The organism is Xanthomonas nasturtii (assembly GCF_023337365.3).
Classification (GTDB): Bacteria; Pseudomonadota; Gammaproteobacteria; order Xanthomonadales; family Xanthomonadaceae; genus Xanthomonas; species Xanthomonas nasturtii.
The window spans coordinates 2,397,626-2,422,928 of record NZ_CP142084.2; the positions used below are offsets into that span (position 1 = coordinate 2,397,626).

Consider the following 25,303-nt stretch of genomic DNA (forward strand, 5'->3'; position numbering starts at 1 on the left):
CTTTGAAGGCGCGTGCATGGCCACGTGTCGGTCTTGGCACGGCAATCAGGGGGCAATGAAATGAATCGTGCATTTGCGCTGGTCTGGAACGCAGCTATTGGCAATTGGGTCGTCACGCATGAGTTGGTGCGGCGGCGGCGCAAGTCCGGGGCAACCCGCCGTTGTCTGTCGAGCCTGGTTGTGCTGGCGGTGGGGGCCGCCGCGCCCGCTCTGGCCTGGGGAGCATGCACACCTGCATTACCTGCAGCGGGCGCAACCGTCACCTGCTCGGGACTGCCGATCACCAGCAATAGTTTTGCCAGCAGCGCAAACAATCTGACCGTCAACGTCGCGGCCGGTTCGCAAATGACCGCAGGCTTGCTCGGCGGCACCGCCATCGCGCTCAGCGGCACCAACGCCACGCTCAACAACGGCGGCACCATCGATCCGTCGGTGCTTGGCTTGCTGTCGGTACTGAGCACTGGCGTCACCATGGGCAATGCCAGCTCCACAACGGTGACCGCCAACAATCTTGCCACTGGCACAATCTATGGCACCGGCGGTTTGCTCGGTGCCAACCTGCTCAATCTCGACGGCATGGCGCTGGGCATCACCTCGGCCAGCAATGGCGTTGTGCAGATCAATAACGCCGGCCTGATCGATAGCCGTGCGTTGCTGGGTTTGTCGGTCCTGGGTTCGGACACACCGGTCATCGCAGTCAGCGGTGGCGGCACGGTCAACGCCGTCAATACCGGCACCATCAACGGACGCGTGGGCTTTCAGAGTTCGGGCACCGGCAATACCTTCGTTAACTCCGGCACCATCAACGGCAGTGTGTCGATGGGTGCTGGCAGCACCAACAGCTTCACTGCAGTCACCGGCGGCAGCGTCAACACCGCCGGCGGACTGGCGCTCGAATTGCTGGGCCCCGGCGGCTTGCTGAGCTTTGCGGCAACGGGGGTGGTGGATGGCGGCGCAGGCGGCACCAACACGCTGATCCTGCAGAACTCGGCCACCGGCACTGGCACTGGCAGCACCGGCGTTGGAACGCTCAGCACGGCGCAATACATCAATTTCGGTAGCTTGCGTGTCAACAGCGGCACCTGGTCGGTGGGTGGCGGCAGCAACTTCGGCAGCAGCGCGCTCAATGGCGGCGTGTTGCAGTTCGCCAACCCTGCGCAGCTCGGCACTACCATCGCCGCCAATGGCGGTGCGCTGGAAGCCAGTGCTGCAGGTTTGACGCTCAACCCTGCCGGCGGCATCGCGCTGGGTGCGGGTGGATTGACCTTGCAAGGCGCCAATGGCGTGACAGTCGCCAGCGCCATCACCGGCACCGGTGCACTGACCAAAACCGGTACCGGTGGATTGGACTTGACTGGCACCAACACCTTCAGCGGTGGCGTCAATCTGCAGGGCGGTGCGCTGACTGTCAGCAACAACAGCGCGTTGGGTACTGGAACCGTCAACGCATCCATCGGCAGCGTGCTGGCGAGTGCTTCCGTCGATCTGCCGAATGCGTTCGTGCTCAGCGATAACATCGCCTTCGGTGGAACCAATACGCTGCGGCTTGGTGGGGGCATTAGCGGCGCGGGAGCGCTGACCAAGGTCGGCACCGGCACGCTCACCCTTGGCGGCACCAACACCTACGCCGGTGGTACCTCGCTGGGTGCCGGCACCGTGCTGCTGGAAACCTCCGGTGCGCTCGGCACCGGCACGGTGACAGCAGCGGGCGGGCTATTGGATACCACCGCTCCGCTGACGCTGGGCAATGCGTTTGCGCTGACCAACACACTGGGCCTGGGTGCCAGCGGCAATGCGCTCACCTTGACCGGAACGCTTGCCGGTGCAGGTGGCATCAACAAGACCGGTACCGGCACGCTCGCGCTCAACGGCACCAATACCTTCGCTGGCGGCACCACACTCGCATCGGGCACCTTGCAACTCGGTACCGCGTCCGCGCTGGGCACGGGTGCATTGAATGTCACCGGTGCCTCCAATCTCAGCAGCGGCGCTCCGCTGACGGTTGCCAATGGCGTCACGCTGGGCGGGCCGTTGAACTGGACCGGCGCGCAGGCGCTCACGCTCAGCGGTGCCATCACGGGCGGCGGCAGTTTGATCAAGAGCGGCGTGGGCGATCTCACGCTGACCAACAGCAATGCCTACACCGGCGGCACCACGCTGAGCACTGGCCGCCTGGTGGTGGGCTCCAATGCTGCGCTGGGCACCGGCACGCTGACCGCCAGCGGTGGTGAACTCGATGCGACAGCCACAGCGACGTTGGGCAATACGATTGCACTCAACGGCACGTTAGGCGTGGGCAGCAGCGGCAATGCGCTGATGCTGTCCGGCGCCATCGGTGGCATAGGTGCGTTGAACAAACTCGGCACCGGCACGCTCACGCTGGGTGGCTTGAACACCTATGCAGGCGGCACCAGCCTGAGTGGCGGCACGTTGCAGGTGACCAGTGGCAGCGCACTCGGCAGCGGCGCGTTGAACGTCACCGGCAATGCCAATCTGCAGGGCACAACGCCCACCACGTTGGCCAACGCAGTTGCATTGACCAGCGGCGCGCTCACCCTCAACGGGGCGCAGGCACTGACCCTGAGCGGCGATATCAGCGGTGCGGGCAGCCTGATCAAGTCCGGTAGCGGTGACCTGAGCCTGAGCGGAAGCAATGTGTACAACGGTGGCACCACGTTGAGTACAGGGCGTTTGTTCGTGGGCAGTAACTCGGCGCTGGGGCTTGGCACACTCAGTGCCGCTGCCGGCACCACGCTGGATTCGACAGCGGTGACCACGCTCGCCAATGCCATCGCATTGGCTGGCGCAGTCGACATCGGAGGCAGTAACGCACTGACGCTTACCGGCGCAATCACTGGCGCCGGCAGTCTCGACAAGCTTGGTCTCGCCAGCCTGACCTTGTCGGGCAACAACACCTATGCCGGTGGTACGCGGCTGTCCGCAGGCAGCTTGGTGCTCGACAGCGATACCGCACTGGGCACAGGCACCTTGACCATCGGCGGCGGTCTGCTCGACAGCACCGCAGCACGCATCGTCGATAACAACGTGGCACTGGAAGCGGATCTGCAACTGGGCGGCAGCCAGGATCTTGCGCTCAATGGCGTTGTCAGCGGTGTGGGTGGTGTGGTCAAAGACGGCGGCGCCACACTGAACTTGAGTGGGCCGAACACGTTTGCCGGCGGGGTGGATCTCAATGCAGGCGCGTTGCTGATCGGCAACGCCACTGCACTGGGCAGCGGCGTGCTGACGGCAGCCGATGGCACGCAACTGCAAGCCACCACCGCAACCACGATCGGCAACGATGTCACCTTGAACGGCGCGCTCTCGCTTACCGGCAACAACGATCTTGGCGTGACCGGTATCGTCAGTGGCGCAGGTAGCCTGGCCAAGCAGGGTACTGGTGCGCTTACGCTTTCCGGCAACAACCTCTACACCGGGGGGACCGCGCTGGACGCCGGTACGTTGGTGGTCGGCAGCAACACTGCACTGGGCACCGGCGCGCTCACGGCGGCCGATGGCACGCAGCTCACTGCCGGCACTGCAGTGACGTTGCAGAACGCGCTCAACGTTGCCGGTCAACTCGACATCGGTGGTCAGGACCTCACGCTCGATGGCGTGATCGATGGCGCCGGCAGCTTGATCAAGAACGGCCCCCAGACGCTCACCCTCACTGGCAACAACACCTGGGTGGGCGGCCTGCAATTGCAGGGCGGCGCGTTGCTGGTCGGCAGCGATACCGCACTGGGATTGGGCACCCTGACTGCAGCAGCCGGCACCACGCTGGATGCCACCACCGCAGTGACACTGGGCAATGCGCTCGCATTGAACGGCGCGTTGACGCTGCCCGGCACGCAGGACACCACGCTCAATGGCGTGATCAGCGGCATCGGCAGTCTGGATAAACAAGGCGCGGCCACGCTGACCTTGAACAACGCCAACACCTTCAGCGGCGGCGTTGCGCTGGATGCAGGGCGTGTGGTGCTGGGTAACGACACTGCGTTGGGGGTGGGTGGTCTGCTGGTCGGCGGTGCTGCGGAACTGGATACCAATGCAGCGCTGACGCTGGGCAACACGGTGCAGTTGAACGATCAGCTCACCCTGATCGGCAGCAACGATCTGACCTTGAACGGTGCCATCAGCGGTACCGGTAGCCTGATCAAGAATGGCGCCATCACGTTGTCGCTCAATGCAGGCAACACGTACGCAGGCGGCACCACATTGGCTGCGGGCACCATTGCGGTGGGTGCGAACGATGCACTCGGTACCGGCAGTCTGTCGGTCATCGGCAACGCGGCGTTGAGCAATGCGATTGCCGTGGCATTGAGCAACGACATCGCACTTGGTGCAGCGCTCACCGTGGACAACGGCGCAGACATGCTGGTCAGCGGCAACATCAGCGGCGCAGGCGATTTGATCAAGACCGGCGCCGGGACCTTGACCTTGACTGGCAACAACAGCTACACCGGCCCGTTGGCGATTCAGGCCGGCACGCTGGTGGCCAGCACCGGCGCGGCGCTGGGCAGTGCCAGCAACGTCGATGTCGCGGCGGGCGCGGTGTTGAATCTGACCAACGGTGGCCTGATCACGGCGCTCAGTGGTGCCGGCAATGTCGACACCGATGCCGGCGGCACGCTGCAATTGGGCGGCGGCGATTTTGCCGGCAGCCTGGGCGGTGGCGGCAATCTGGACAAGGTCGGCGTGGACACGGTGCGCTTGCTCGGCACCAGTGCGATCGGTGGTGCCACGCAAATCAGTGGCGGCACCTTGGATGTGATCGGCAGCCTCGGTACTAGCGCGTTGAACGTGGCGCTCGGCGGCACACTGACGGGCACCGGCCCCAACGGCAGCGTGGCCAGTGGCGTGACCGTCGGCGATGGCGGCCGGCTTGCGTTGACCAGTGGCTCCTCGCTCAGCGTGGGTGGCTTGTCGCTCGCATCGGGCGCGTTTCTCGATGTTGCACTGGCGGCGCCGAGCAACACGCGTCTGCTCGCCGTCAACGGCGATCTCACCCTGGACGGCACACTCAACATCACCAACATCGGTGGCTTCGGTACAGGCGTGTATCGCTTGATCGACTACACCGGCCTGCTCACCAATAACGGGTTGGCCTTCGGCGTGATTCCCGGAAGCGTGGATCTGAGCCAGCTCGCCTTGCAGACCGCCATCGGCCAGCAGCTCAATCTGGTGGTCACCGCGCCGGGCAGCATCGTGCAGTTCTGGGATGGCGTGCAGACCACTGCCAATGGCACGGTCGATGGCGGCGCCGGCACCTGGGGTGCGGCCACCAACTGGACCAGTCAGGACGGCACCGCCAACAGCACCTGGCAGGGCGATTTTGCGGTGTTTGCCGGTACCGCAGGTGCGGTGGGCGTGCAGGGCACGCAGAGCATCGGTGGTCTGCAGTTCGTCACCGACGGGTATCAGTTGACCGATGCCGGCGCCGGTGCGCTGGACGTGGCCGCACCGTTGACCGCAGTGCGTGTGGACCCGGGTGCAACTGCCACGATCGACGTCTCGATTTCCGGCGTTGGTGGCGTGGAGAAACTCGACACCGGCACGCTGGTGCTCGACGCGGCCAACAGCTACACCGGCGGCACCGCACTCAGCGGAGGCACGTTGGTGCTTGGCGACGCGCAAGCACTCGGCACCGGCACGTTGACTGCGGCAGCCGGCACCAACCTCGATAGCAATCAAGCATTGGCAGTGGGCAATGCGGTAGTTCTCGGCGGTGCGCTCAATCTGGTTGGCAGTAACGATCTGACCTTGTCCGGTGCGATCAGCGGTGCGGGAAGTCTGATCAAGAACGGTGCGTCCACGCTGACGCTGGATGGCGCCAACAGCTATGCCGGCGGCAGCGTGTTGAACGCAGGCACGTTGGCGGTTGGCAGCAACAGCGCGTTGGGTGTCGGCAGCCTGTCTGTGCTGGGCAATTCCACCTTGAGCAACGCGATTGCGCTGGCCTTGGGCAATGCGGTCAATCTGGGTGCCGATCTGACCATTGCCAGTGCAGACGATCTGGCACTGACCGGCGCCATCAGCGGTGCCGGTGCGTTGACCAAGAATGGGTTGGGCACACTGACCTTGTCCGGCCCCAACAGCTTCACCGGCCCGGTGGCGGTGCAGGCCGGCGTGCTGGCGACCGCTGCACCTGGTGCGCTGGGGAATGCCAGCGCAGTGGATGTCGCGGCAGGCGCAGGGCTCTCGTTGGGCAGCAATACGGCCTTGGGTGCGCTGACCGGGCAGGGGAATGTCGCGATCCTTGGCGGCAATACGCTGCAGCTGGGCGTCAACAACGTCAGCAGCATCTTTGCAGGTAGCCTGAGCGATGCCGGCAATCTGGAGAAGGTGGGCGCAGGCACGGTGCAGCTCACCGGCACCAGCACGCTCGGCGGCGCCACGCAGATCACTGCAGGCACGCTGGATGTGGATGGCGTTCTGGCCAGCACTGGCGGTGTGACCGTCGCAACGGGCGGCACGCTGAGCGGTAGCGGCGAGGTCGCTGCACCGGTCACCGTCAACGACGGCGGCCGTCTGGTGGTGACCACCGGTGCGGTATTGACCACGGGCACGTTGAATCTGGCGCCCAACGCCAGCATCGATGCGTTCCTCGGCACACCCAGCAACACGGGTGTGTTGGCGGTCAACGGCGATCTCACCCTGGACGGTACGCTCAACATCACCGACATCGGTGGTTTCGGAAATGGCGTGTATCGCCTGATCGATTACACCGGCGCACTGACCAATAACGGGCTGGGCTTCGGCACCATTCCGGGCACCATCGATCTCAGCCAGTTGACGCTGCAAACCGGGTTGTCGCAGCAGGTCAACGTGGTGGTCTCCGCACCCGGCACCAATGTGCAGTTCTGGGATGGTGCGCAGACGCTGGCCAACGGCAGCATCGATGGCGGCGCAGGCGTGTGGGTAGCGGGTCCGACCAACTGGACCACGGCCGATGGCTTGCTCAACAGCGACTGGCAAAACAGCTTCGCCGTCTTCGCCGGCCCGGCGGGCAACGTGGGCGTGCAGGGCACACAAGGCATCACCGGGATCCAGTTCGCCAGCGATGGTTATGTGCTGAGCGATGCCGGCGCCGGCGCGCTGCGCGCCAATGCGGCCACCACCATCATCCGCGTGGATCCCGGCGCCACCGGCACCATCGATGTGACCATCGGCGGCACCGGCACGCTACAGAAACTCGACACCGGCACGCTGATCCTGGGTGCCGCCAACACCTATACCGGCGGCACCGCACTCGGCGGCGGCACGCTGGTGTTGGGCGATGCACAGGCATTAGGTACCGGTACGCTGACTGCGGCAGCGGGCACCACGCTGGATACCGATCAAGTCTTGACGGTGGCCAATGCGCTGGATCTGACCGGTGCACTCGCGCTGGCCGGCAGCAACGATCTCACCCTGAGCGGTGCGATCGGCGGTGCCGGTGGCTTGATCAAGAACGGTGCCACCACGCTGACGCTCAACGGCAACAACAGCTATGCCGGCGGCACCGTGCTCAGCGATGGCACGTTGGCGGTCGGCAGCAACACCGCGCTGGGTAGCGGCGGTTTGTCGGTCGTCGGCGATGCGGTGCTGAGCAATCCAGTGGCCGCAACGCTCGGCAATGCGGTCACGCTGGGTGCTGCGCTCACCGTCGATAACCCGGCGCAGTTGACCCTTGCTGGCGACATCAACGGTAGCGGTGCATTGATCAAGACCAACACCGGCACGCTGACGCTGGATGGCAACAACAGCTACAGCGGTGGCACCACGCTCAACGCCGGCACGCTGGTAGGTGATAGCGCGAGCTTGCAAGGTGCGATCGTCGACAACGCAACCTTGGCGTTCAACCAGCTCGCCGATGGTGTGTTTACCGGCTCGATCACCGGCACCGGCACTGTGATCAAGGATGGCGCTGGCGCTCTGTTGCTCAACGGTGCGAATGGTTACACCGGTGGCACCACGATCGTTGCAGGGACGTTGATCGGCGATACCACCAGCCTGCAGGGCGACATCGCCAACAACGCGGCCTTGGTCTTCAACCAGGCCACCGGCGGCGTGTATGCAGGCACAGTCAGCGGCACCGGTTCGCTGGAAAAGGCCGGTACTGGCGTGTTGCAGTTGCTCGGTCCCAACAGCTACACCGGCGGCACCGTGGTCAGTGCGGGTACGTTGATCGGCAACACCACCAGCCTGCAGGGCAATGTGGTGGACAACGCCACGCTGGTGTTCGAGCAGGCCAGCGATGGTGTGTTTGCCGGCGCCGTCAGCGGCACGGGGAGTGTGATCAAGCAGGGGACGGGCGCGCTGACGCTTGTCGCTCCCAACACCTATAGCGGTGGTACCACGATTGCCAGCGGCAGCCTGATCGGTAACACCACCAGCCTGCAAGGCAACATCGTCGACAACGCGGTGCTGGTGTTCGATCAGGCAAGTGATGGCACGTTTGCCGGCAACATCACCGGTAACGGTGCGCTGATCAAGACCGGCGCCGGTGCGCTCACGCTGGATGGCGTCAATGGGTATCTCGGTGGCACCACCATCGCTGCCGGCACGCTGGTCGGCGATACCGATAGCCTGCAGGGCGACATCGCCAACAACAGTGCGCTGACCTTCCTGCAGAGCGGCAACGGTACCTACGCAGGCAGGCTGTTCGGGGTCGGTCGCTTCATCAAGCTCGGCACTGGCACCTTGTTGCTCACTGCCAACAGCAGCAGCTTCAGCGGGCCAACCGAAGTCAATGCCGGCACCTTGAGCGTGGGCAATCCGGCCAATCCGGGCGCCGCGCTGGGCGGGCCGGTGACAGTGGGGCCAGGCGGCACGCTCACCGGCAGCGGCAGCGTCGGTAGTTTGACCTCGGGCGGCACCGTGGCGATCGGCGGCACCAGTGGCACCATCAGTGTCGGCGGCAATGCCACGCTCGGAAACGGCTCCACTCTGCAGGTCACGCCCGGCGCAGGCGGCACGGTGACACCCATCAGCGTGGGTGGTACGGCTACGTTGGCGCCGGGCAGCACCTTGCAGTTGGTGCGTGCGACCGATCTGCCGTTGTTCACCGAGATTCCGGTGATCAACGCCGCTGGCGGGCTCACCGGGCAGTTCAGCAACGTCGTCTCCGACTATGCCTTCGTCGAGCCGAATGTCACCAGCAGCGCCACGGCGTTGTCGGTGTCGTTTGGTCGCAATACCGTGGCCATGGTCGATGCGGTCACCGTGCCAAACCAGCAGGCTGCCGCAGCTGCCGTGGATGGCTTGCCGACCACGAGCCCGGTTTACCAGGCCGTGGTGCGTCTGCCCGACGACCCGCAAGCAATCAGCACGGCGTTTGCCTCGCTGTCTGGCGAAAGCCATGCCAGCACGGCCACTGCGTTGCTGGATAGCCGCTTCCTGCTGAGCGGTGTCGGCAACCATCTGCGTGGCGATAGCCAGGACGCGCGCGTGGGAGACACCACGGTGTGGATCACCGGGCGCAGCCTGCCCAATCGTGTCGATGGCAATGCCAATGCGGCCTCGGTACGGCGCGAAGACAACGGCATCATGGCCGGCGCAGAACGCCGCATCGGCGAGCGCAGCGTGGTGGGCATTGCGGTGGGCAACCAGGACATCGAGAGCTGGTCGCGCGCGTGGGGCGACCGTGCCGATGTGGATGGCACCCATGCCGGCGTGTATGGCCGGGCCGACTGGGCTGCGTTTTCGCTGCAAGGCACGGTGGATTACGCCAGCTACGACGTGGACAGCACGCGTCGGGTGATGTTGCCCGGTGTGCTGGAAGAACGCCTGAGCAGCAACTACGACGCCACCGCGGTGACGGTCTCGCTGGAAGCGGCCTGGAATCTGCGCACCGCGGGTGCGGTGTACAGCCCGTTCATTGCGGCCGATTACACCCGTCTGAAGACCGATGGCTTTACCGAACGCGGCGGCATTTCCGGGCTGTCGGTCGACAGTGCCAGCGACACATTCACCACCAGCACTCTGGGTGTGCGTGGGAACTGGGACCTGGGCCAGAAGGCGGCGCTGTACGCGTCGGCAGGTTGGCGGCACGCCTTTGGCGACCGCTCCGTGCAGCGCTCGGCCGGCTTCATCGGCACCGGCTCGCAGTTCTCGGTGCAAAGCGTCACCCTGGCCAGGAACGCTGCCGTCGGCGAGTTGGGCGTCAGCCTGATCACCTCGCCGCGTAGCCGCCTGGCACTGTCGCTGCAAGGACTCAGCGGCGACGGGCAAACCGCGTATGGCGGCCAGGTGACCTGGGGCGTGAGCTTCTAACGTTTCGGCTTGTCGAGTGCCTGAAACTGCAAAAACGCCCCGGCATGCCGGGGCGTTTTCTTTGCCGATGCCTGTGCCGTCACAACCCATCCGGCACTGCCGCACGCTCACCGCGCATCGCCTGTGCAGCGGCTGCGCTCAGAACTGCCAGCGCAGACCGACGTTGGCGTTGATGCTGTTGGCATCCGAACGACCGCGCTCGGTGCCCACGTTGCCGTAGATGGAGAACGCATCGTTGAGCTGGTAGCGCACGCCAACCGAGGCACGCAGCGATTGCTTGGACACCGGCTCGCCGGCCACGTTGAAGCGCGCTTCCGGCAGCCCGGTGAACCAGGCGGAGAAGTCGGAATTCGGATTACCCAGCAGCGAGCGATACGCCACCAGACCGTCGAAGCCCCATTTGCCGCGCGCCAGATGGCCACGCACACCCACCTCGCCATACCCTGCGCGCAGCGTGTCGCTATTGGCACTCAAGCCCAGGCCGGTGACCGAAGCTTCGCTGAAGGCATCCTGCGTCTGGCTGACCACACCGACCGCGACGAACGGCGACAACCCCGCACGCGGCAGCAGGCCGAGTTCGGCGCGCAGCGACCAGTTGGTGTCGTGGCGACGATCCTGCAGGCGCTCGCCGATGCTGCCGGCCTGCACATTGCGTTCGGTTTCCACGTTGCTCATGCCGTACGAACCGATGCCCGAGAGGTAGGCCTGACCGATCGGCTGATACAGATACGCCGTGATCGCATAACGGTCCGAGCGCAGACGGCTGGCCGAGGCGTCGATGTGTGCACGGTCCTGACCGGAGCTCACCGCGGCACCCACGATCGTGCCGGCGCTGCCCATCGGCAGATCCACACCGAAGGTGGTGGATTGCTGGGTGTAATCGGCCGAATCGAAACCCTTGTCGCCCAGATTACCGTCCAGGTAGCTGCCCTGCATCCAGGTGGTCAGCGTGGTGGTTTCGGCCAGGTAGGGCAGGCGATCGGCAGCCACGCGTGCATCGTTGAGTGCGGACTGGAAGCCCAGCGTGCGCTCGATGCCGTGCACCTGGCCAGCCAGGGTCGGCAGCGATGCGGCAACCTGCGCATCGGTGGCCGCCAGCAGCGAGCCGGTGGCGCTGATCAGCCCACCGAGATTGTCGGTATCGCCGGACGCCACACGCGTATCCAGCACCTTGACCAGCGTGTCGGCCTGTTTGGCACCGTTGACGACAGACTGCGGCGCAGCGGCCGCTTGCGCGCTGGCAGCGGAGGCATTGCGGGTCAGCGTGGCGGTGACGGTGGTGGGGTCGTAGGCGAGCGAGGCGGTCCAGAAGAAATTGTTGGCGTACTGCACGCGGTCGAAGGTGCCCTGCAGGTTACCGGCCTTGACGATCTTTTCGCTGCTGCCGACGCTGTAGCCCGCCGCTTCCGGCAACAACAGCAGATTGCCCTTCAAGCTGGCCTGGCCGGTGACGGTCAGACCCTTGCCCAGTTCGAGGGCGGTGGTGCCGGTGTTGTTGACCAGGCTGTAGTTCCCGTTGATCACACCGCCGCGCGATTCGAACGTGGCCGAGTTGAGCACGATCACATCCGAACGCAGGCTGCCGGACAGTGCGAGCACGCCATCGCTGATGCTGGTGCCGCCGGTGTAGCTGTTGTTGCCGCTCAGCGTCAGCTTGCCGGCGCCGGTCTTGGTCAGGTTGCCCGCGCCGGAGATGGCGTTGCTGAAAGTGCTGTCGTAGCCGGACGTGACGTTGGCCGACCAGTTGTTGATGAACTGCGCCGGGCCCTTGATCGCCTTGGCCGCGTTGACCAGGCCAAATCCGTACAGCGCATCCACGCCCGGGTCGCCCAGGTCGGTGGCGGTGGTCAGCAGGGTCTGCTGCAGGTTGGAAGCGCTCATCCACGGATACACGCCCAGCACTTGCGCTGCGATGCCACTGACGGCAGCGGTGGAGAACGAGGTACCGGCGATCTGGCCCTGCAGTTCGGTGCCGGCCAGGGCCGGGGCGGCGTAGCTGCCCGGCGCGACCAGGCACCACTGCGCCGCGGCGCCGCAGTGATTGGAATAGCTGGTCAGGCCGGCGGCATTGCCGGCACTGTCGATATTGATTGCGCCCACGGCCAGCCAGTTGTTGCGCAGGCTGGCTTCCTGCACCGGCGTGGCGGCCGGGTAGGAGGCTTCCGCCGCGCCTTCGTTGCCGGTGGAGGCCACGATCAACGCGTCGGCCTGCACCAGCGGGGTCAGCGCGTACTTCCAGGCCAACGCGGCGTTGGCGCTGGCGGCGGCATCCGGATACGAGGCACCGATGGACAGGTTGGCGATCCGCACGCCAGCGGCGGCCAGATCCACCGCAGCGCGGCGGGTCTGCTGCGTGCCGCAGGAATTTTCGGCGCAGATGCGCGCGTAGAACAGGTCGGCATCCGGCGCGACGCCGCCGGCAAAGCCGTCCTGCGCCGAGCCCAGCACCAGCGCGGAGACCACCGTGCCATGACCGCGCAGGGAATTGGCGGACGACTCCGGCGTGCCCGGGCTGGCGGTGTAGTCGTTGAAGCTGTCGACCTTGCCGCTGATCGGCGTATAGCTCGGCACCAGGTTGTCGTCCAGCACGGCCAGCTTCACGCCCTGGCCCTTGGCACCGGCCTGCTGCGCCAGATCCGCATTGGTCGGCACCAGCAGGTTGCTGCCCACACCCTGGTAGCGGGGCGGCGGGGTCGGAGCCGGCGCGGTCTTGGGCAGCGGGTCGGCTGCAGGCGGCGGGGTGGTCGGTGCCGGTGCCGGCGTCGGAGCCGGCGTCGGAGCCGGTGCGATCACGGTGCTCTGCGGCGGGTCGCTGCGGACGTTGCCGCCACCGCCACCACCGCCACCACAGGCAGTCAGGACAAGGCAGGAGGCGATGGTGGTTGCAAGTAGCGAGCGATTCATAGGTTTTGTCGGTTCCGATAATGGGCGCGCCGCTACAGCGGATATTCAAAATTTGGCGCAGAGGTTCCCAGCACTGGCGATCGCCAACGCAGGCATTTTTTTCACAATTTATTCACCTTGACCGCTGCGCCTCCGTCCCCTCGGAGAAACGCTTGCGGAAAATTCGGCAATGCAGCTTTGCATTAACCGTGTGCTTGCGAGATTGTTTAACGGCGCTATCCAAAAACTCTAAAACATGAATGGACAGTTGCTATTCAGAGAAAATCAGCCGGAATAGGCGCGGTCGATTTAATCCATAGCAAAAATGGGTTGGAAGCGCCCTAGCAGGCTCTGCCGCAGAATAATGTCATAGCGGACTCAACAATATGCCGTCACAAATCTCGAAGGGCAGTAATCCTAAATGCGATGGCAGTAGCGTGAAATAAGGGAAACCTATCGCGGATGTCGGTGAATCCCCTACCTACTGTAGCGAATTCAAGCGCAAGTTAGCGCATCTAACGAACTCTAGCGTGTACTGCCGTGTTTTCGGTGGATGCGTTCAGAAATATACTAATTTGCGCTGATTGGTACTGATCTTTGAAGCAGTATATTGCGAAATATATACTGTGCGTACTCAAGCGTGGCCAGCCATTGTGCCTAATCCGTCGCCCCAGGCAGTCCAAATTCATCAGGTACGGACAGCTTGCTTTTTAGATGCACCTTCCTTTTAAAATAAAATTTCTTTCGCTGCAGCAATCACAGCGCGGCAAAGCCGCCGAAAAATATCTGGTGATTTGGCAGTGTGTGGGTTTAATTCCGACACCCGCGGCTGCGTTCCACGAGCGTGCCTCCGCGAAGCGCCTGGGCTCATGCGTGACGGTTGCCAACGAGCTGGCGCGTAGCCCGCTAAGACTCGGCCACTGCGGTTGTGCCTGTTCGAATCGTGCTGGTGCAGCCGGCACGGCTACTGCCCGGCGCCCCGACGTCAGGCGATGCGGCTGGCGGTGAAGCTGCGCCCCATCGGGCCACTCGCCGGGAATCGCCAAGGCCCGTTGCGCTGCGCATAAACCATTCAAGGTGTGTCGCGGGCGTCTTTCCTTATCGCCGCTATGCTTGCTGCCAATGAACACCGCATCGCCTGAGAATCTGATGACGAGGCAAGGCACACAGCACGGCATCCCCTATACCGTGGTTGCCCGGCAGCTCGAACGCCACCGGGTGGTGTTGGAGATCTTGCAGGTGGATGGGCAGTCCGTGCCGTTGACCGGCTCGCCCACTTTCGGTTCGCTACAGGCCGCGCTGGATATCGGCAGCAAGCTGGCCGAGCAATCCATCGGCGAACTGGTCAGAACGCAGGCGCTCGCGCACGCGACGCCGCCCGGCGGCGCTTCGGGTTAACCCGTGGCTGGTGGCGTCGTGCGATTGCTTGGTCGGTCAGGGCTGCGTTGCCGTAAACGGGGTGCCGCAGTCATCGGGCCATTGACCTTGCCGCAACCGGCGTCTTTGCAGGGCGCAGCGTTTCAGCTGGTCACTGCAGCTTCGCCAGCGCTGCCTTGGCGCGCGTGCCCGCGGCCGCACCCACCCGCTGATCCAGTACCTGCGCCAGCGCATTGAGCTGCGCCACGCTGATGCCGATGTGCATGCTGATCTTCCGCATTGAGGCTGCGCGGGAAACATGAGCGGGTACCACGCCGCAGCTGTGCCCAGACGGAGAGGATGCTGCGTGACAGAGGCAAGGAAAGACCCAACATGCGCGGGGTAGGTGTCTGATCCCAGTCTTTGATGGTGCATTATTTTCCCACGAATGGAAGGAAGCACTATGGGCCAGGTTCTGCATGGGAGCGCCACTACGACAGAGGCGATCCGTCGAGCGATACAAAATAGTCAAGAGAGCCTGAGAGCGCTCTCCAAGCGCTACGGCATCAATCAAAAGACGGTGGCCAAGTGGAAGAAGCGAACCTCGGTTGCCGATCTGCCCACTGGGCCGAGGCAGCCGTGTTCCACCGTGTTATCCGTTGAGGATGAGGCGGCGATCGTCGCCTTCCGCAAGCACACCTTGCTGCCGCTGGACGACTGTCTCTACGCGCTGCAGCCGAGCATCCCGCATCTGACGCGCTCTTCGTTACACCGTTGCCTGCAGCGCCATGGCGTCTCGCGCTTACCCGACATCCAAGGCGAAAAAGCCGTCAAGAAGCGGTTCAAAAGCTATCCGATCGGCTACTTCCATCTCGACATCGCAGAGGTGCACACGGCCGAGGGAAAGCTCTATGTTCGTGGCCATCGACAGGACGTCAAAGTTTGCGCTCACCGAGCTGCATGCCTCGGCCAACAAGATGGTTGCAGCGCAATTGCTGCGCAATGTGATCCAGGCGGTGCCCTACACCCTGCACACGGTTCTGACGGATAACGGCATCCAGTTCACCAACCGCAGTTCCGACCGCCATGCCTGCCCCCACATTTTCAGTCGAGTCTGCGAGGAGCACGGCATCGAACACCGCTTGACCAAGGTCAAGCACCCCTGGACCAACGGGCAGGTCGAGCGGATGAATCGGACCATCAAGGAGGCCACTGTCAAACGCTTCCATTACGACGATCACGCACAACTGCAACAGCATTTGGCCGACTTCATCGACGCCTACAACTACGGTCGCAGGCTCAAAGCCCTGAGAAGACAAGGAGCTTGCGTTTGATCTGCATCCAAGGATCATGCAGAAGCAGGATTTCTGCTTCTCCCGCGTCGTACTGCAGCTAGAGGACGCTGGATGGGATGGCTATTTCCCGGGCGGGCATACCCGGCAGCTGCGCCGATTGCTGACGATTGATTTTGGTTTCGATCTGTTCTTTGGGCTCGGACCACGCTTTCGGCTGACTCAGCCGGTCGAACAATCCAGCGAGAACGCCAAGCGATGGGTCGCAGAGCAAGAAATTTCATGGGAGTGAGGACTGAAGACGCTTCTCACCGGCAGGCGCGAGCGCCTGATGCCGGATGATGTGAGAGATCGAATTGCCGCTTTTGGCGGCTGAACTTCCTTCGCTTTGACATGACCACTCCTCACGGCCTCAACCGGACTTCTCGTAAGTGCCCGTGGAATCAGGGTTGAACCCCTCCGCTCCAAGACTTCGCACCTAAGCGCTCGATTACATCGAGATGTAATGCGTCGCCCCTGAAAAACCCCCAAACCACATCCATTGCAGGGCTTTCCCCGCATTTTCGACGTGCTGGAACTGCCAGTTTTCGTTAATGTACGCACTGGTTTCTGGCAGTTTTCGCCCATGCGCACACGCCGTCCCGCTGCCGATCACTTACCTGCCGATGAGTTGTTTCGTTCGCGTCTGGAAAACCAGATCGACCTGCGCCATCCACTGGTTCAACTAAGCCATCGGCTGCCGTGGAGTGTGTTGGAGCAGGCGCTATCGCCACGATTGCCGGCCACAACTGCCAGCGGCGGACGGCCCGGCCTGCCGATGCGTCTGATCGCCGGGCTGCTCTACCTCAAGCACGCCTACGACCTGTCCGACGAGGCCGTATGCGCGCGCTGGCTGGAAAATCCGTACTGGCAGTTCTTCACCGGCGAGGTGGTATTCCAGACCTGCTTGCCGTGCGATCCCAGTTCCCTGACACGTTGGCGACAGCGTCTGGGCGAAGCGGGCATGGAAGAGCTATTGGCGCACACGATCAACACCGCGCATGCGATGAAGGCGGTGGATGCACGCGAGTTGTCGCGGGTGATCGTGGACACCACCGTGCAGGAAAAGGCGATCGCCCATCCCACCGACAGCCGGCTGCTGGAGGTGGCGCGCAAGAAGCTGGTGCTGCTGGCCAAGCGCCACGGCATCGCACTACGACAGACCTATGCGCGGCAAGGCCCGGTCTTGAGCCGCAAGGCCGGGCGCTATGCGCATGCGCGCCAGTTCAAGCGCATGCACAAGGTGCTGCGACGCCAACGCACGCTCCTGGGACGCGTATTACGCGATCTGCAACGCAAGCTGGACCCCTTGGTGCGTGAGCGCATCAGTGTCTGGCTGGAACGCGCACAACGGGTGTTGACACAACGCCCCAAGGACAAGCAAAAGCTCTACGCCCTGCATGCGCCGGAAGTGGAATGCATGAGCAAGGGCAAGGCACGGACACCTTACGAATTTGGCGTCAAGGTCGGCATTGCGGTGAGTGCGCGCAAAGGCTTGATCGTGGGCGCGCGCAGTTTTCCCGGCAATCCTTACGACGGCGATACGTTGGCCGAGCAGCTGGAGCAGACGCGTGGGTTGCTGCAGGATGTGAATGTAACCCCGCAGGTAGCGATCGTGGACCTGGGGTATCGCGGACGTGAGGTAGATGGCGTGCAGATCCTGCATCGCGGCAAGGCCAAGACGCTGACACGACGGCAATGGAGCTGGATCAAACGCCGGCAAGCGGTGGAGCCGGTGATTGGACATCTGAAACAGGACTGCCGCTTGAATCGCTGTTATCTAAAGGGTGCCCAAGGCGATGCACTGCACGTGCTCGGCTGCGCCGCCGGCTACAACCTGCGCTGGCTGATGCGCTGGATCGCCTTTTTGCGTGCCTGGTTGCAGGCGATGGCAGGGGCATCCTTGAGCCTGGCGCACCGGTCGCCGCTGACCTTTGGTGCTTGAAGGGGGTTTTTCAGGGGCGACTAATGCAAGCCGATCGAGGGTCGGCAGGAATTCGTGGAAAAAAGCAAAAAGTGATCTAACTTGCTGTCAGAAAAGGAATTCCTGCCAAGCTTCTATAGAGGCTCGAGAATCCCGCGCGTCAACGCTTCGTCGTCCCAGCTATGACTTCGGTGAGCCAGCGCGAATTGGAAAGCTTCTCGCCAAACTTACTCCTACAGTCACTGCAGGAGATCAACATGGGTCTATGCGTTTCAAAGCCGAGCGTGTCAGGCTCACCTGAGCATTATGCAACCCACGCCACAGAGCAGGTCACGCCATCCGAGTCGTCGTCGCCATCGCGCAGGGAGTCGCCTTCTTCTTCGATCAGTGCTCCGACGTCCCCCCGATTTTGAGTAGCGCCGCGGTTTGGAGTCCAATTCCCTACCGGAAGGAGATTGGACGTGAAGAAGCGTTTTACTGACGAGCAGGTCATCGGCTTTCTGTGTGAGGCCGAAAGCGGCGTGGCGATCAAGGACCTGTACCGGCGCCATGGCTTCAGCGAGGCCTCCTACTAACTGTGGCGCAGCAAGTTCGGTGGGATGAGCGTGCCCGATGCCAAGCGACTCAAGGACCTGGAGGCAGAGAACACGCGCCTGAAGAAGCTGCTCGCCGAGCAGGTGTTCCAGAACGATCTGATCAAGGAGGCGCTGCAAAAAAAATGGTGAGCGCACCGGCGCGTCGTGCGCTGGTGCGCGAGTGGATCGGGCGAGGGGCCAGCGAGCGTTGCGCGTTGGCCGCGATCGGCATGAGCGCCAGTGCGCTGCGCTATTGCCCGCGCGAGGACCGCAACGTTGCGCTACGCGAGCGCATCGTGGAACTGGCGCATCGCCACAAGCGCTACGGCGTGGGGATGATCTATCTCAAGCTGCGCCAGGAAGGGCGCCTGGTGAATTACAAACGTGTGGACGTCGGCCAGGATTCCACCGAGAAAGCGAGCGATTCTCGCCAGACCGCGACACGGGAAGATCGCTGCCGAGAAAGACTATTCGCTCTTAGCGATTTAATTACATCGGGAACGCCCAATTATATCAATCTCCACCGGACTTTTCACTTTAAATAATGAACGCACTATTTAATTTTGACTGTAAAAAATATCGCGAAATGACGGAGGCGGCGGATAATCATCGCAATTCTCCGCCCCCTGAAGAACACAGGGAAAACCACGGCACGGGTTATAACATGCATCCGCTGCTTGAATCCCTCCCGCGAAGAAATCCCACGCAAGTGCATGCCGATGGCTCGGTCCATCGGATGCGGGCAGCCGCGCCGACCTCCGAAACCCATATAGATTACTCAAAACTGTTAGAACTCATCGGCGCCTATGGCGATGACAAAGACATGCGCGAGCTACAAAAAAGGTTTCATGGTTTTTCTCGCTTTTTGACGGTCAGCGGCCTGTCACATATAAGTGGCAAGCAGATGCTTCAGGAACTGAATGAAGATCAACGCGACCAAGTCATACATCAAATAATAAGACGAATTGAGCATTCTACGGATCCTGAATATCGAGAAATTGCGCTGAGCCGACTGGAGTCGCAGTGCAGTCGAAACATTGTGCTGAGCCCATGGGCCTTGGATCGCATTGCCCAAGCCAAAGCCAAAGCTGAAACCGAAACCAATGCCAAAGCCAAAACCACGGCCAAAGCCAAAACCGAAACCACAGCCAAAGCCAAAGCCAAAACCATGGCCAAAGCCAAAGCTGAAGCCATAGACGTAGCCCAACGCAAGATCAACGAAATTATAGAATATCTACCAATATATGAAGCATTAGGGAAAGTGCCACCGGCTCTGGTATTCTCTAATTACATGCATGTTGATGGCTCATTTGGCAAGACGCTACGTAACATCCTTCCATACATCACCCCAGATCAGAAGAAAAGATTTGATCTAGCAAGCGAGAGGCGCAAACTGGCCTTGGCCGCTCAGAGCAAGCCTCTAAAAGGCGTATTCCGGACCCTCCATCAAAACCCAGATTTGCTTCTTGAAATTTCAAGCAAATTCAGAAATAGAGCGTACAGAATCGAAAATGCAAGAAGCGGATATTTATCACAAGCAAGGCTGGAAGAAATGGTCGACCAGGAAACCGGCGAACTGACTCGTCTGGGTGAAGCAGTGATCTCAGGAGCATCCCAGGGCATCCAGACAGCAATTCGCGCCAACTTCAGAATGCGTTATCAACAACCGGATCTGCCTCCAAACAGCCACCTTCAGGCCTTTCATCGGCCAGAAGAAACGTGGCATCCCGACACTCCGGCGGGTTCTTCCTATTCTTCCTATTCGTCCCTGTTGCCGCCCACACCCTATGGCGGATGGCCGCAGAACGCATCAGGTGAGTGGCATCCCGATACTCCAGCGGGTTCTTCCTATCCTGCATGGCCAGCCCAGCCCGAAGCATCGAGTTCCACCTTCGATGATCTCGAGTCCTTGGACAATAGGCAGAACTATTATTATCGCGAATTCGACATCAACACCCCCCAGGAAATTGAGCAGCCAGGGGGTTGGCGGCACGACACGCCCGCCCAAAGCACACCCTCGACCTTCGATGGCCTCTCCTCCATGAGCCATTACGGCCGCGAATTCGACCTCAACACCCCCCAGGAAATCGAGCAGCCAGGGGGTTGGCAGCACGCCACGCCCGCCCAAAGCACGGACTCGACCTTCGATGGCCTCTCCTCCATGAGCCATTACGGCCGCGAATTCGACCTCAACACCCCCCATGAAGAAGAGGAGCCGTGGGACTACGGCACGCAGACTCCCGTGGGGCACTCGGCCATGAGTCCCGAGAGGATCGATGTGGACAATCTGCCGTCGCCCCAGGACGTCCCAGACTCCGAGCTTCCTCCAGTGACCGCCACTTCGTGGCTGCAAGATGGACATTTGCGCGCCTACACCGACGACCTCGCTCGCCGATTGCAAGGGCAGCCCAATGCCCATTTACTCCACTTTGCCGACTCGCAGGTAGTGACCATGCTGAGCTCCACAGATCCAGACCAACAGGCACGCGCACGGCGCCTTCTTGTCGGAGACGAAGCCCCGCCTATCGTGTTCCTGCCGATCAATCAGCCCAACTTTCATTGGTCACTCCTCGTCGTCGACCGTCGCGACAAGGGCGCTGTCGCAGCCTACTACTACGATTCCATGGCACAGACGCAGCCACAGCAACGCTACCTTGCCGACATGGCGGCCTACCACCTTGGCCTTGATCATGAGCAAACTCAGGAAATGCCCACCGCGATACAGCCGGACGGTTATTCCTGCGGCGATCATGTGCTGACCGGAATGGAGACGCTGGCTCACAGGGTGATCGACGGCACGTTCGACTCTGCGGACGGCAGAAACTTGAGCGAAATCGAACCCGACTGCAGGATGATCAGGGATCGTCTTGTCCAAGCGGACCAAGCTCCAGCAGAAAGCAGCGTCAGGCAAGTTTCCGAACGATCCAACGAACAGAAAAAAAAGAAAAGCAAGTGGTGGAAAAAGTTCTAGCAATTTGACCATCGGCGATAGAGGGTCGGCAGGAATCCGTGAAAAAGTTCTTGCCAGACAGAAAGTTAGCTCACTTTGGGGTAGCTTTTTACGCGAATCCTGCCGACCCTCAAGGTCGCCATCGGCGACGCGCTGCAGGATCTGGTCAGCCGCCTAGCCGAGCGATTGCACGCCGGGGCCGACACGGTCGTGGCGCAGGCGCAGGCGCGCTTCCAGGCGCAGCTCCAAGAGCGTACCCAAGCGCTGGAGCAGGCCCGACACGAGGCTGGCTCGCTCACGACGCAGTTGCAGCGCTGCGAAACCGCACTGCAGGCCGAACGCGAGGCGAGCGACGCCGCCAGGAGCGAGTTGGCCAGCCGCACCACCGAACTGACCCAACTGCAGGAGCGGATCGCGGGCCTCGCGGCGCGATTGGCCGAGCACGAACGTCATGCCCATTCGCTGGAGCACAAGCACGAGCATGCCAGGGAAGCCCTGGAGCACTACCGGACTTCCGTGAGAGACCAGCGCGAGCAGGAGCAGCGTCGGCACGCGCACCAGGTGCAGGAGTTGCAGGTCGCCCTGCGGCAGGCCAACGAGGCCTTGACCGCCAAGAACCACGACCTGATGCAGCTCAACCGCGACAATGGCCAGTGGCTGGAACGCCAGACCCGGCTGGAGCGGGAACTGGCGCAGGCACGCCAGCGGGCCGACGCCCAGCAACGCGAGCTTGACGCGCTGCGCCTGACGGCCGCCGAGCACCAAGCCCTGCAGGCGCGCTGGACCCAAGATGCCCACGCGCTGGAAGGCGTGCGCGCCGAACTGGCTGCGGCACGGACCGAGCTGGTCGAAGAGCGCCAGCGCCGGGAACACGCCGAGGCGGATACCTTGCGGGCCACAGTACGTCTGAGCACGCTGGAACAATTCCTGGCGCAGCTGCGGCCAGCGCGCCCGGTTGGCCAACAAGTAACGTCTGGGAAGGACGAAACCTCCCCAGACGCAGATAGTCAGTTGCTTTGAGGAAAGCTAATGCCGGGCGAAGCGCCACCAAAGGTGGTGCAACTACCGCGCGTCAGGTTGTTCTGCTCGAATGTCCGGCCGGCATTGCCCAGGCAAGTCGGGGCATTTGTCGTACCATCGTTTACGGCCACGTTTACCGTGACGTGCGAGCCGCGATTAAACGACACCGTCTGAGTTGTGGCTCCGTTGCCAAAGATGTTGAATTCGGTCAGGCGCCAGATCTTATTGATATCCACCGTGGAGGCGCGCTGACTCACGCTGTAGGCCCTTCCGTTCACCGAGAACGACACGGTATCGACGCCCCCCGAGGTCGCAGAACCGGTCAGCTTGACCCCAGCGATGCCCGAAACTGGTACCAGAGGCACTCGCACCGATTCGCTGTTAATCAGGCAAGCGTTGCCTTCGTAGGCATCCCAGCCGGACGGGCAACCCGCCGCATCGTATTCCGATGTACTGTCCGCATATACCCAGCTTTCAATGAAGATAATCGGGTCAAAGCCATTACTTGAGTCTTCGTCGGCGTCGCTGGAGTAGACGTACTGTTGCCAGGTCTTGCATGAAGAAAAACCGAACTGCGCGCAAGCGGCGGGGTTGCTGTCGCTGTCGGTATTGATTTGCAGCGAGTATTGAACCACCCCAGTGGTCACGCCGCTTACGCTCGGGAACGAACCGACGGCTGAGTGGGTGAGCCTGCCCGATTGCCGGTGATGAGCGCGCGGTTGCCGGTGGTGGTGGTACGAACGTTGCCGCTGGCAATGCGTCGTGGCTTCATAACCAACTTCGGCGGTGCGCCACAGCGTACCGCCTGCCACCCCATGTCCGGAAACGTCGAGCTAAAGCAGCCCTCCATTGCCGGAGCCTCGTGCTTGAGCGTAGTTTCCCATGCAGACATAGCCTCGGCACGGCCAGTATTGTTTGTTGTAGCGACCTGCGCCGCTGCACCCGCGCTAACAATGCTTCCAACGATGCATGTGCCAAGCATGGATTTCGCTTTAAATTTTCTCACGTTGTTTCTTCTGGCTTGATAGTTAAATCACTGTAAATTTTTAGTGATTTTTGCGACGCACCGAACCGGAAGTAATAGCCGTATTGGAGAAGATTTGCTTCTAGGCAAACGCATTACTGCGTCCTCGATCACAATCATAAGATGGCGCGAGACAAGTGCTAAACCGCCAAGCGGGCAGGTCGCGGTTCAGCATGCACGCGTGCCAGCTCGGTCAGGCGTGGCAGCGCGGGCGCTGGAGCTGGAGCATCGGACCAGACGGCATGCGGAGTGCCGGAAGCCGGGGCGGCTCACCGGCTTACATCCCCAAAAAGTGAGCTAACTCGCTGTCAGTAAAGGTCTTTTACACGAATCTCTGCCGTCCCTTAATCCTACCGGACACGATGGCGCTAACCGCCGACCAGGCGGCTGGCGCCATCGTCCGGATCAACGCGCCTCGAATGCCCCCAGGTCCGGTGCACGCCCGTTGAAGGCCTCACCGGTATCGGCGCCGGCGTCGATCAACGCGCTGCCCGGTGCCAGGGTGGCGAAGGTGATGATGGGTAGGTCGCCGTTGGCCTGGCGCGGACGCATGAGCTGGCGCTCGTCCAGGCTGACGAACTCGCCTGCACTGACGACAAGGGGAAGATTGAACGAATTGCGGCCGATATCGTTCTCGCTCGCAGACCCCAGGTTGATCATTTCGATGCGCGTTCCGAATCCCAGGTTATTGGCCAGATGGTGGTCGTATCCAGGCACGTCGGTGAGGTTGTCGCTCAAGGTGGATTGCATGTCGTAGTTGGCGCGGCCGTTCTTGATCGATGTGTTGCTGATCCACTCCTGCCCACCGATGTGGTGATTGGCGTAGAGGCCGTTGGATCGATTGCCCACTGCCAGATTCAACCGCACGATATGGCGCGGCACCGGCTTGGGATAATCGTTTCCGTTGCGGCCGTAGCCGCCTGCCTTGAAGCCTGCGCCATTGCCCAGCGGGGGTGAATGCGCTGTCGTACCCGTTGTAGAACGACCAGTTGCGTTGCAGGGTCACTGCGGCAGCGGCACTGATCAGTTCGAAGCCATCGTCGCTGTTGAACCATGCGCGGCTGCCTTCGATGAGGTTTCCAGTGCTTCCCGCAAGCGTCGGGCGCACGCCGAAACCACCACCTCGAATCCGCGAAAGACGCAGTTGTTGCTGGCCACCCGGAATGCGGCCACGCGCAGGCCGGTGGGCGTCACCGCAGAGAAGTCGAACACCGGCCGCTCGTTGGCGACGTTGACATAGGCGATGCCGGGCTTGGTGATCTCGTTGACCACGGCGTAGGGCTGCCGCACCATGCTGATGTTGGCGCTGGTCAGGCGATAGGTGCCGCCGCGCAGGTAGACGGTATCGCCACTGGACGCGGCGGCCTGCGCAGCCATCACGCTGGCAAAGGGGGCGGCGCGGGTGCCGGGATTACCGTCGTTGCCGGTGGGCGCGACGTACCAGTCGGCGGCCACGGCCGTGCACGGCGGCACGCAGGCGGCAACGGCGATCACCACGATGGTGCAAAGAGACACGATGGTGCAAAGAGAGATGTTCATCGGATGTCCCTGGTGTACTGCATGAAAGTGGCTGCTTGCCGCCCTTGACCCGGCGTGGCGCAAGCCGCGAGTCGCGCAGCCTGCGGGAACCGGTTTGCGCTCGCCAGTGGTCGTGCTCGGTTCTGCTATGGCGGTTGACGTTTCGATGTGCCGCAACGCAGAAGTGTGCAAACGGGACATAGGTATCTGGATCATGGACTACCTGCTCACACCGATCGCACCGCAGCGGCTGGCCCAGGCGATCCAGAAGCGGGGCGACGCAGCCGCCGTCATCGCATGCTGCATCGGCGTGCGTGCGAGATGCAGCTGCGTTGCACAGGCTGACGCGGCCCGCGGTCGTGCCGACACGCTTCCACGGAATCGGGCCCGACAGCGCGCACATGTGTTGCGATCACTCGACCCACACCAGATGCACACGGCCGCGCAGGCTGAAGGCATGAATCG

At 62.4% G+C, this 25,303-nt stretch carries 7 protein-coding genes and 7 pseudogenes; 9 read left to right on the forward strand and 5 right to left on the reverse strand.

Annotated features, from left to right (window positions below):
* Positions 1-60 precede the first annotated feature (60 nt).
* Entirely contained in the window at positions 61-10,257 is a 10,197-nt protein-coding gene (locus M3O59_RS10440) for an autotransporter-associated beta strand repeat-containing protein (RefSeq protein WP_249047105.1), read from the forward strand.
* 138 nt (positions 10,258-10,395) lie between these two features.
* Here the strand turns inward: M3O59_RS10440 and M3O59_RS10445 are convergent, their stop codons facing one another.
* The gene (locus tag M3O59_RS10445) at positions 10,396-13,161 is read right to left on the reverse strand and encodes a S8 family serine peptidase (protein ID WP_116906484.1); all 2,766 of its coding nucleotides are present in this window, start codon (positions 13,159-13,161) and stop codon (positions 10,396-10,398) included.
* Between the two features lie 1,101 nt (positions 13,162-14,262).
* Between M3O59_RS10445 and M3O59_RS10450 the strand changes: the two genes are divergently transcribed.
* The 8 genes and pseudogenes from M3O59_RS10450 to M3O59_RS10485 all read left to right on the forward strand — a co-directional run.
* On the forward strand, positions 14,263-14,538 hold the full coding sequence (locus tag M3O59_RS10450) for a hypothetical protein (RefSeq protein ID WP_064630023.1): 276 nt from the start codon (positions 14,263-14,265) through the stop codon (positions 14,536-14,538).
* 421 nt (positions 14,539-14,959) lie between these two features.
* A pseudogene (locus tag M3O59_RS10455) lies at positions 14,960-15,809 on the forward strand (IS481 family transposase); the annotation flags it as partial.
* A gap of 37 nt (positions 15,810-15,846) precedes the next feature.
* Complete coding sequence (locus M3O59_RS10460) at positions 15,847-16,080, forward strand: hypothetical protein (RefSeq protein WP_249048691.1); 234 nt, start codon at positions 15,847-15,849, stop codon at positions 16,078-16,080.
* Positions 16,081-16,413: 333 nt separating this feature from the next.
* Positions 16,414-17,772, forward strand: a complete 1,359-nt coding sequence (locus tag M3O59_RS10465) for an IS5 family transposase (protein WP_330462196.1) — start codon at positions 16,414-16,416, stop codon at positions 17,770-17,772.
* Between the two features lie 236 nt (positions 17,773-18,008).
* A pseudogene (locus M3O59_RS10470) lies at positions 18,009-18,131 on the forward strand (type III secretion system effector XopAI); the annotation flags it as partial.
* An 81-nt stretch (positions 18,132-18,212) separates the two neighbouring features.
* Positions 18,213-18,718 (forward strand): annotated as a pseudogene (locus M3O59_RS10475) (transposase); the annotation flags it as partial.
* Positions 18,719-18,990: 272 nt separating this feature from the next.
* Positions 18,991-21,297 carry a Ulp1 family isopeptidase gene (locus tag M3O59_RS10480; protein ID WP_181920681.1) on the forward strand — a complete coding sequence of 769 codons (2,307 nt, stop codon included), beginning with the start codon at positions 18,991-18,993 and terminating at the stop codon, positions 21,295-21,297.
* 102 nt (positions 21,298-21,399) lie between these two features.
* A pseudogene (locus tag M3O59_RS10485) lies at positions 21,400-22,296 on the forward strand (DNA-binding protein); the annotation flags it as partial.
* Here the strand turns inward: M3O59_RS10485 and M3O59_RS10490 are convergent.
* The 4 genes and pseudogenes from M3O59_RS10490 to M3O59_RS21145 form a co-directional block, all read right to left on the reverse strand.
* Positions 22,284-23,302, reverse strand: a pseudogene (locus M3O59_RS10490) (hypothetical protein). The pseudogenes M3O59_RS10485 and M3O59_RS10490 overlap by 13 nt on opposite strands.
* A 423-nt stretch (positions 23,303-23,725) precedes the next feature.
* Positions 23,726-24,268 carry a right-handed parallel beta-helix repeat-containing protein gene (locus M3O59_RS21135; protein WP_409350123.1) on the reverse strand — a complete coding sequence of 181 codons (543 nt, stop codon included), beginning with the start codon at positions 24,266-24,268 and terminating at the stop codon, positions 23,726-23,728.
* Positions 24,269-24,341: 73 nt separating this feature from the next.
* Positions 24,342-24,428, reverse strand: a pseudogene (locus M3O59_RS21140) (right-handed parallel beta-helix repeat-containing protein); the annotation flags it as partial.
* 62 nt (positions 24,429-24,490) lie between these two features.
* Positions 24,491-25,054, reverse strand: a pseudogene (locus tag M3O59_RS21145) (right-handed parallel beta-helix repeat-containing protein); the annotation flags it as partial.
* Positions 25,055-25,303 lie beyond the last annotated feature (249 nt).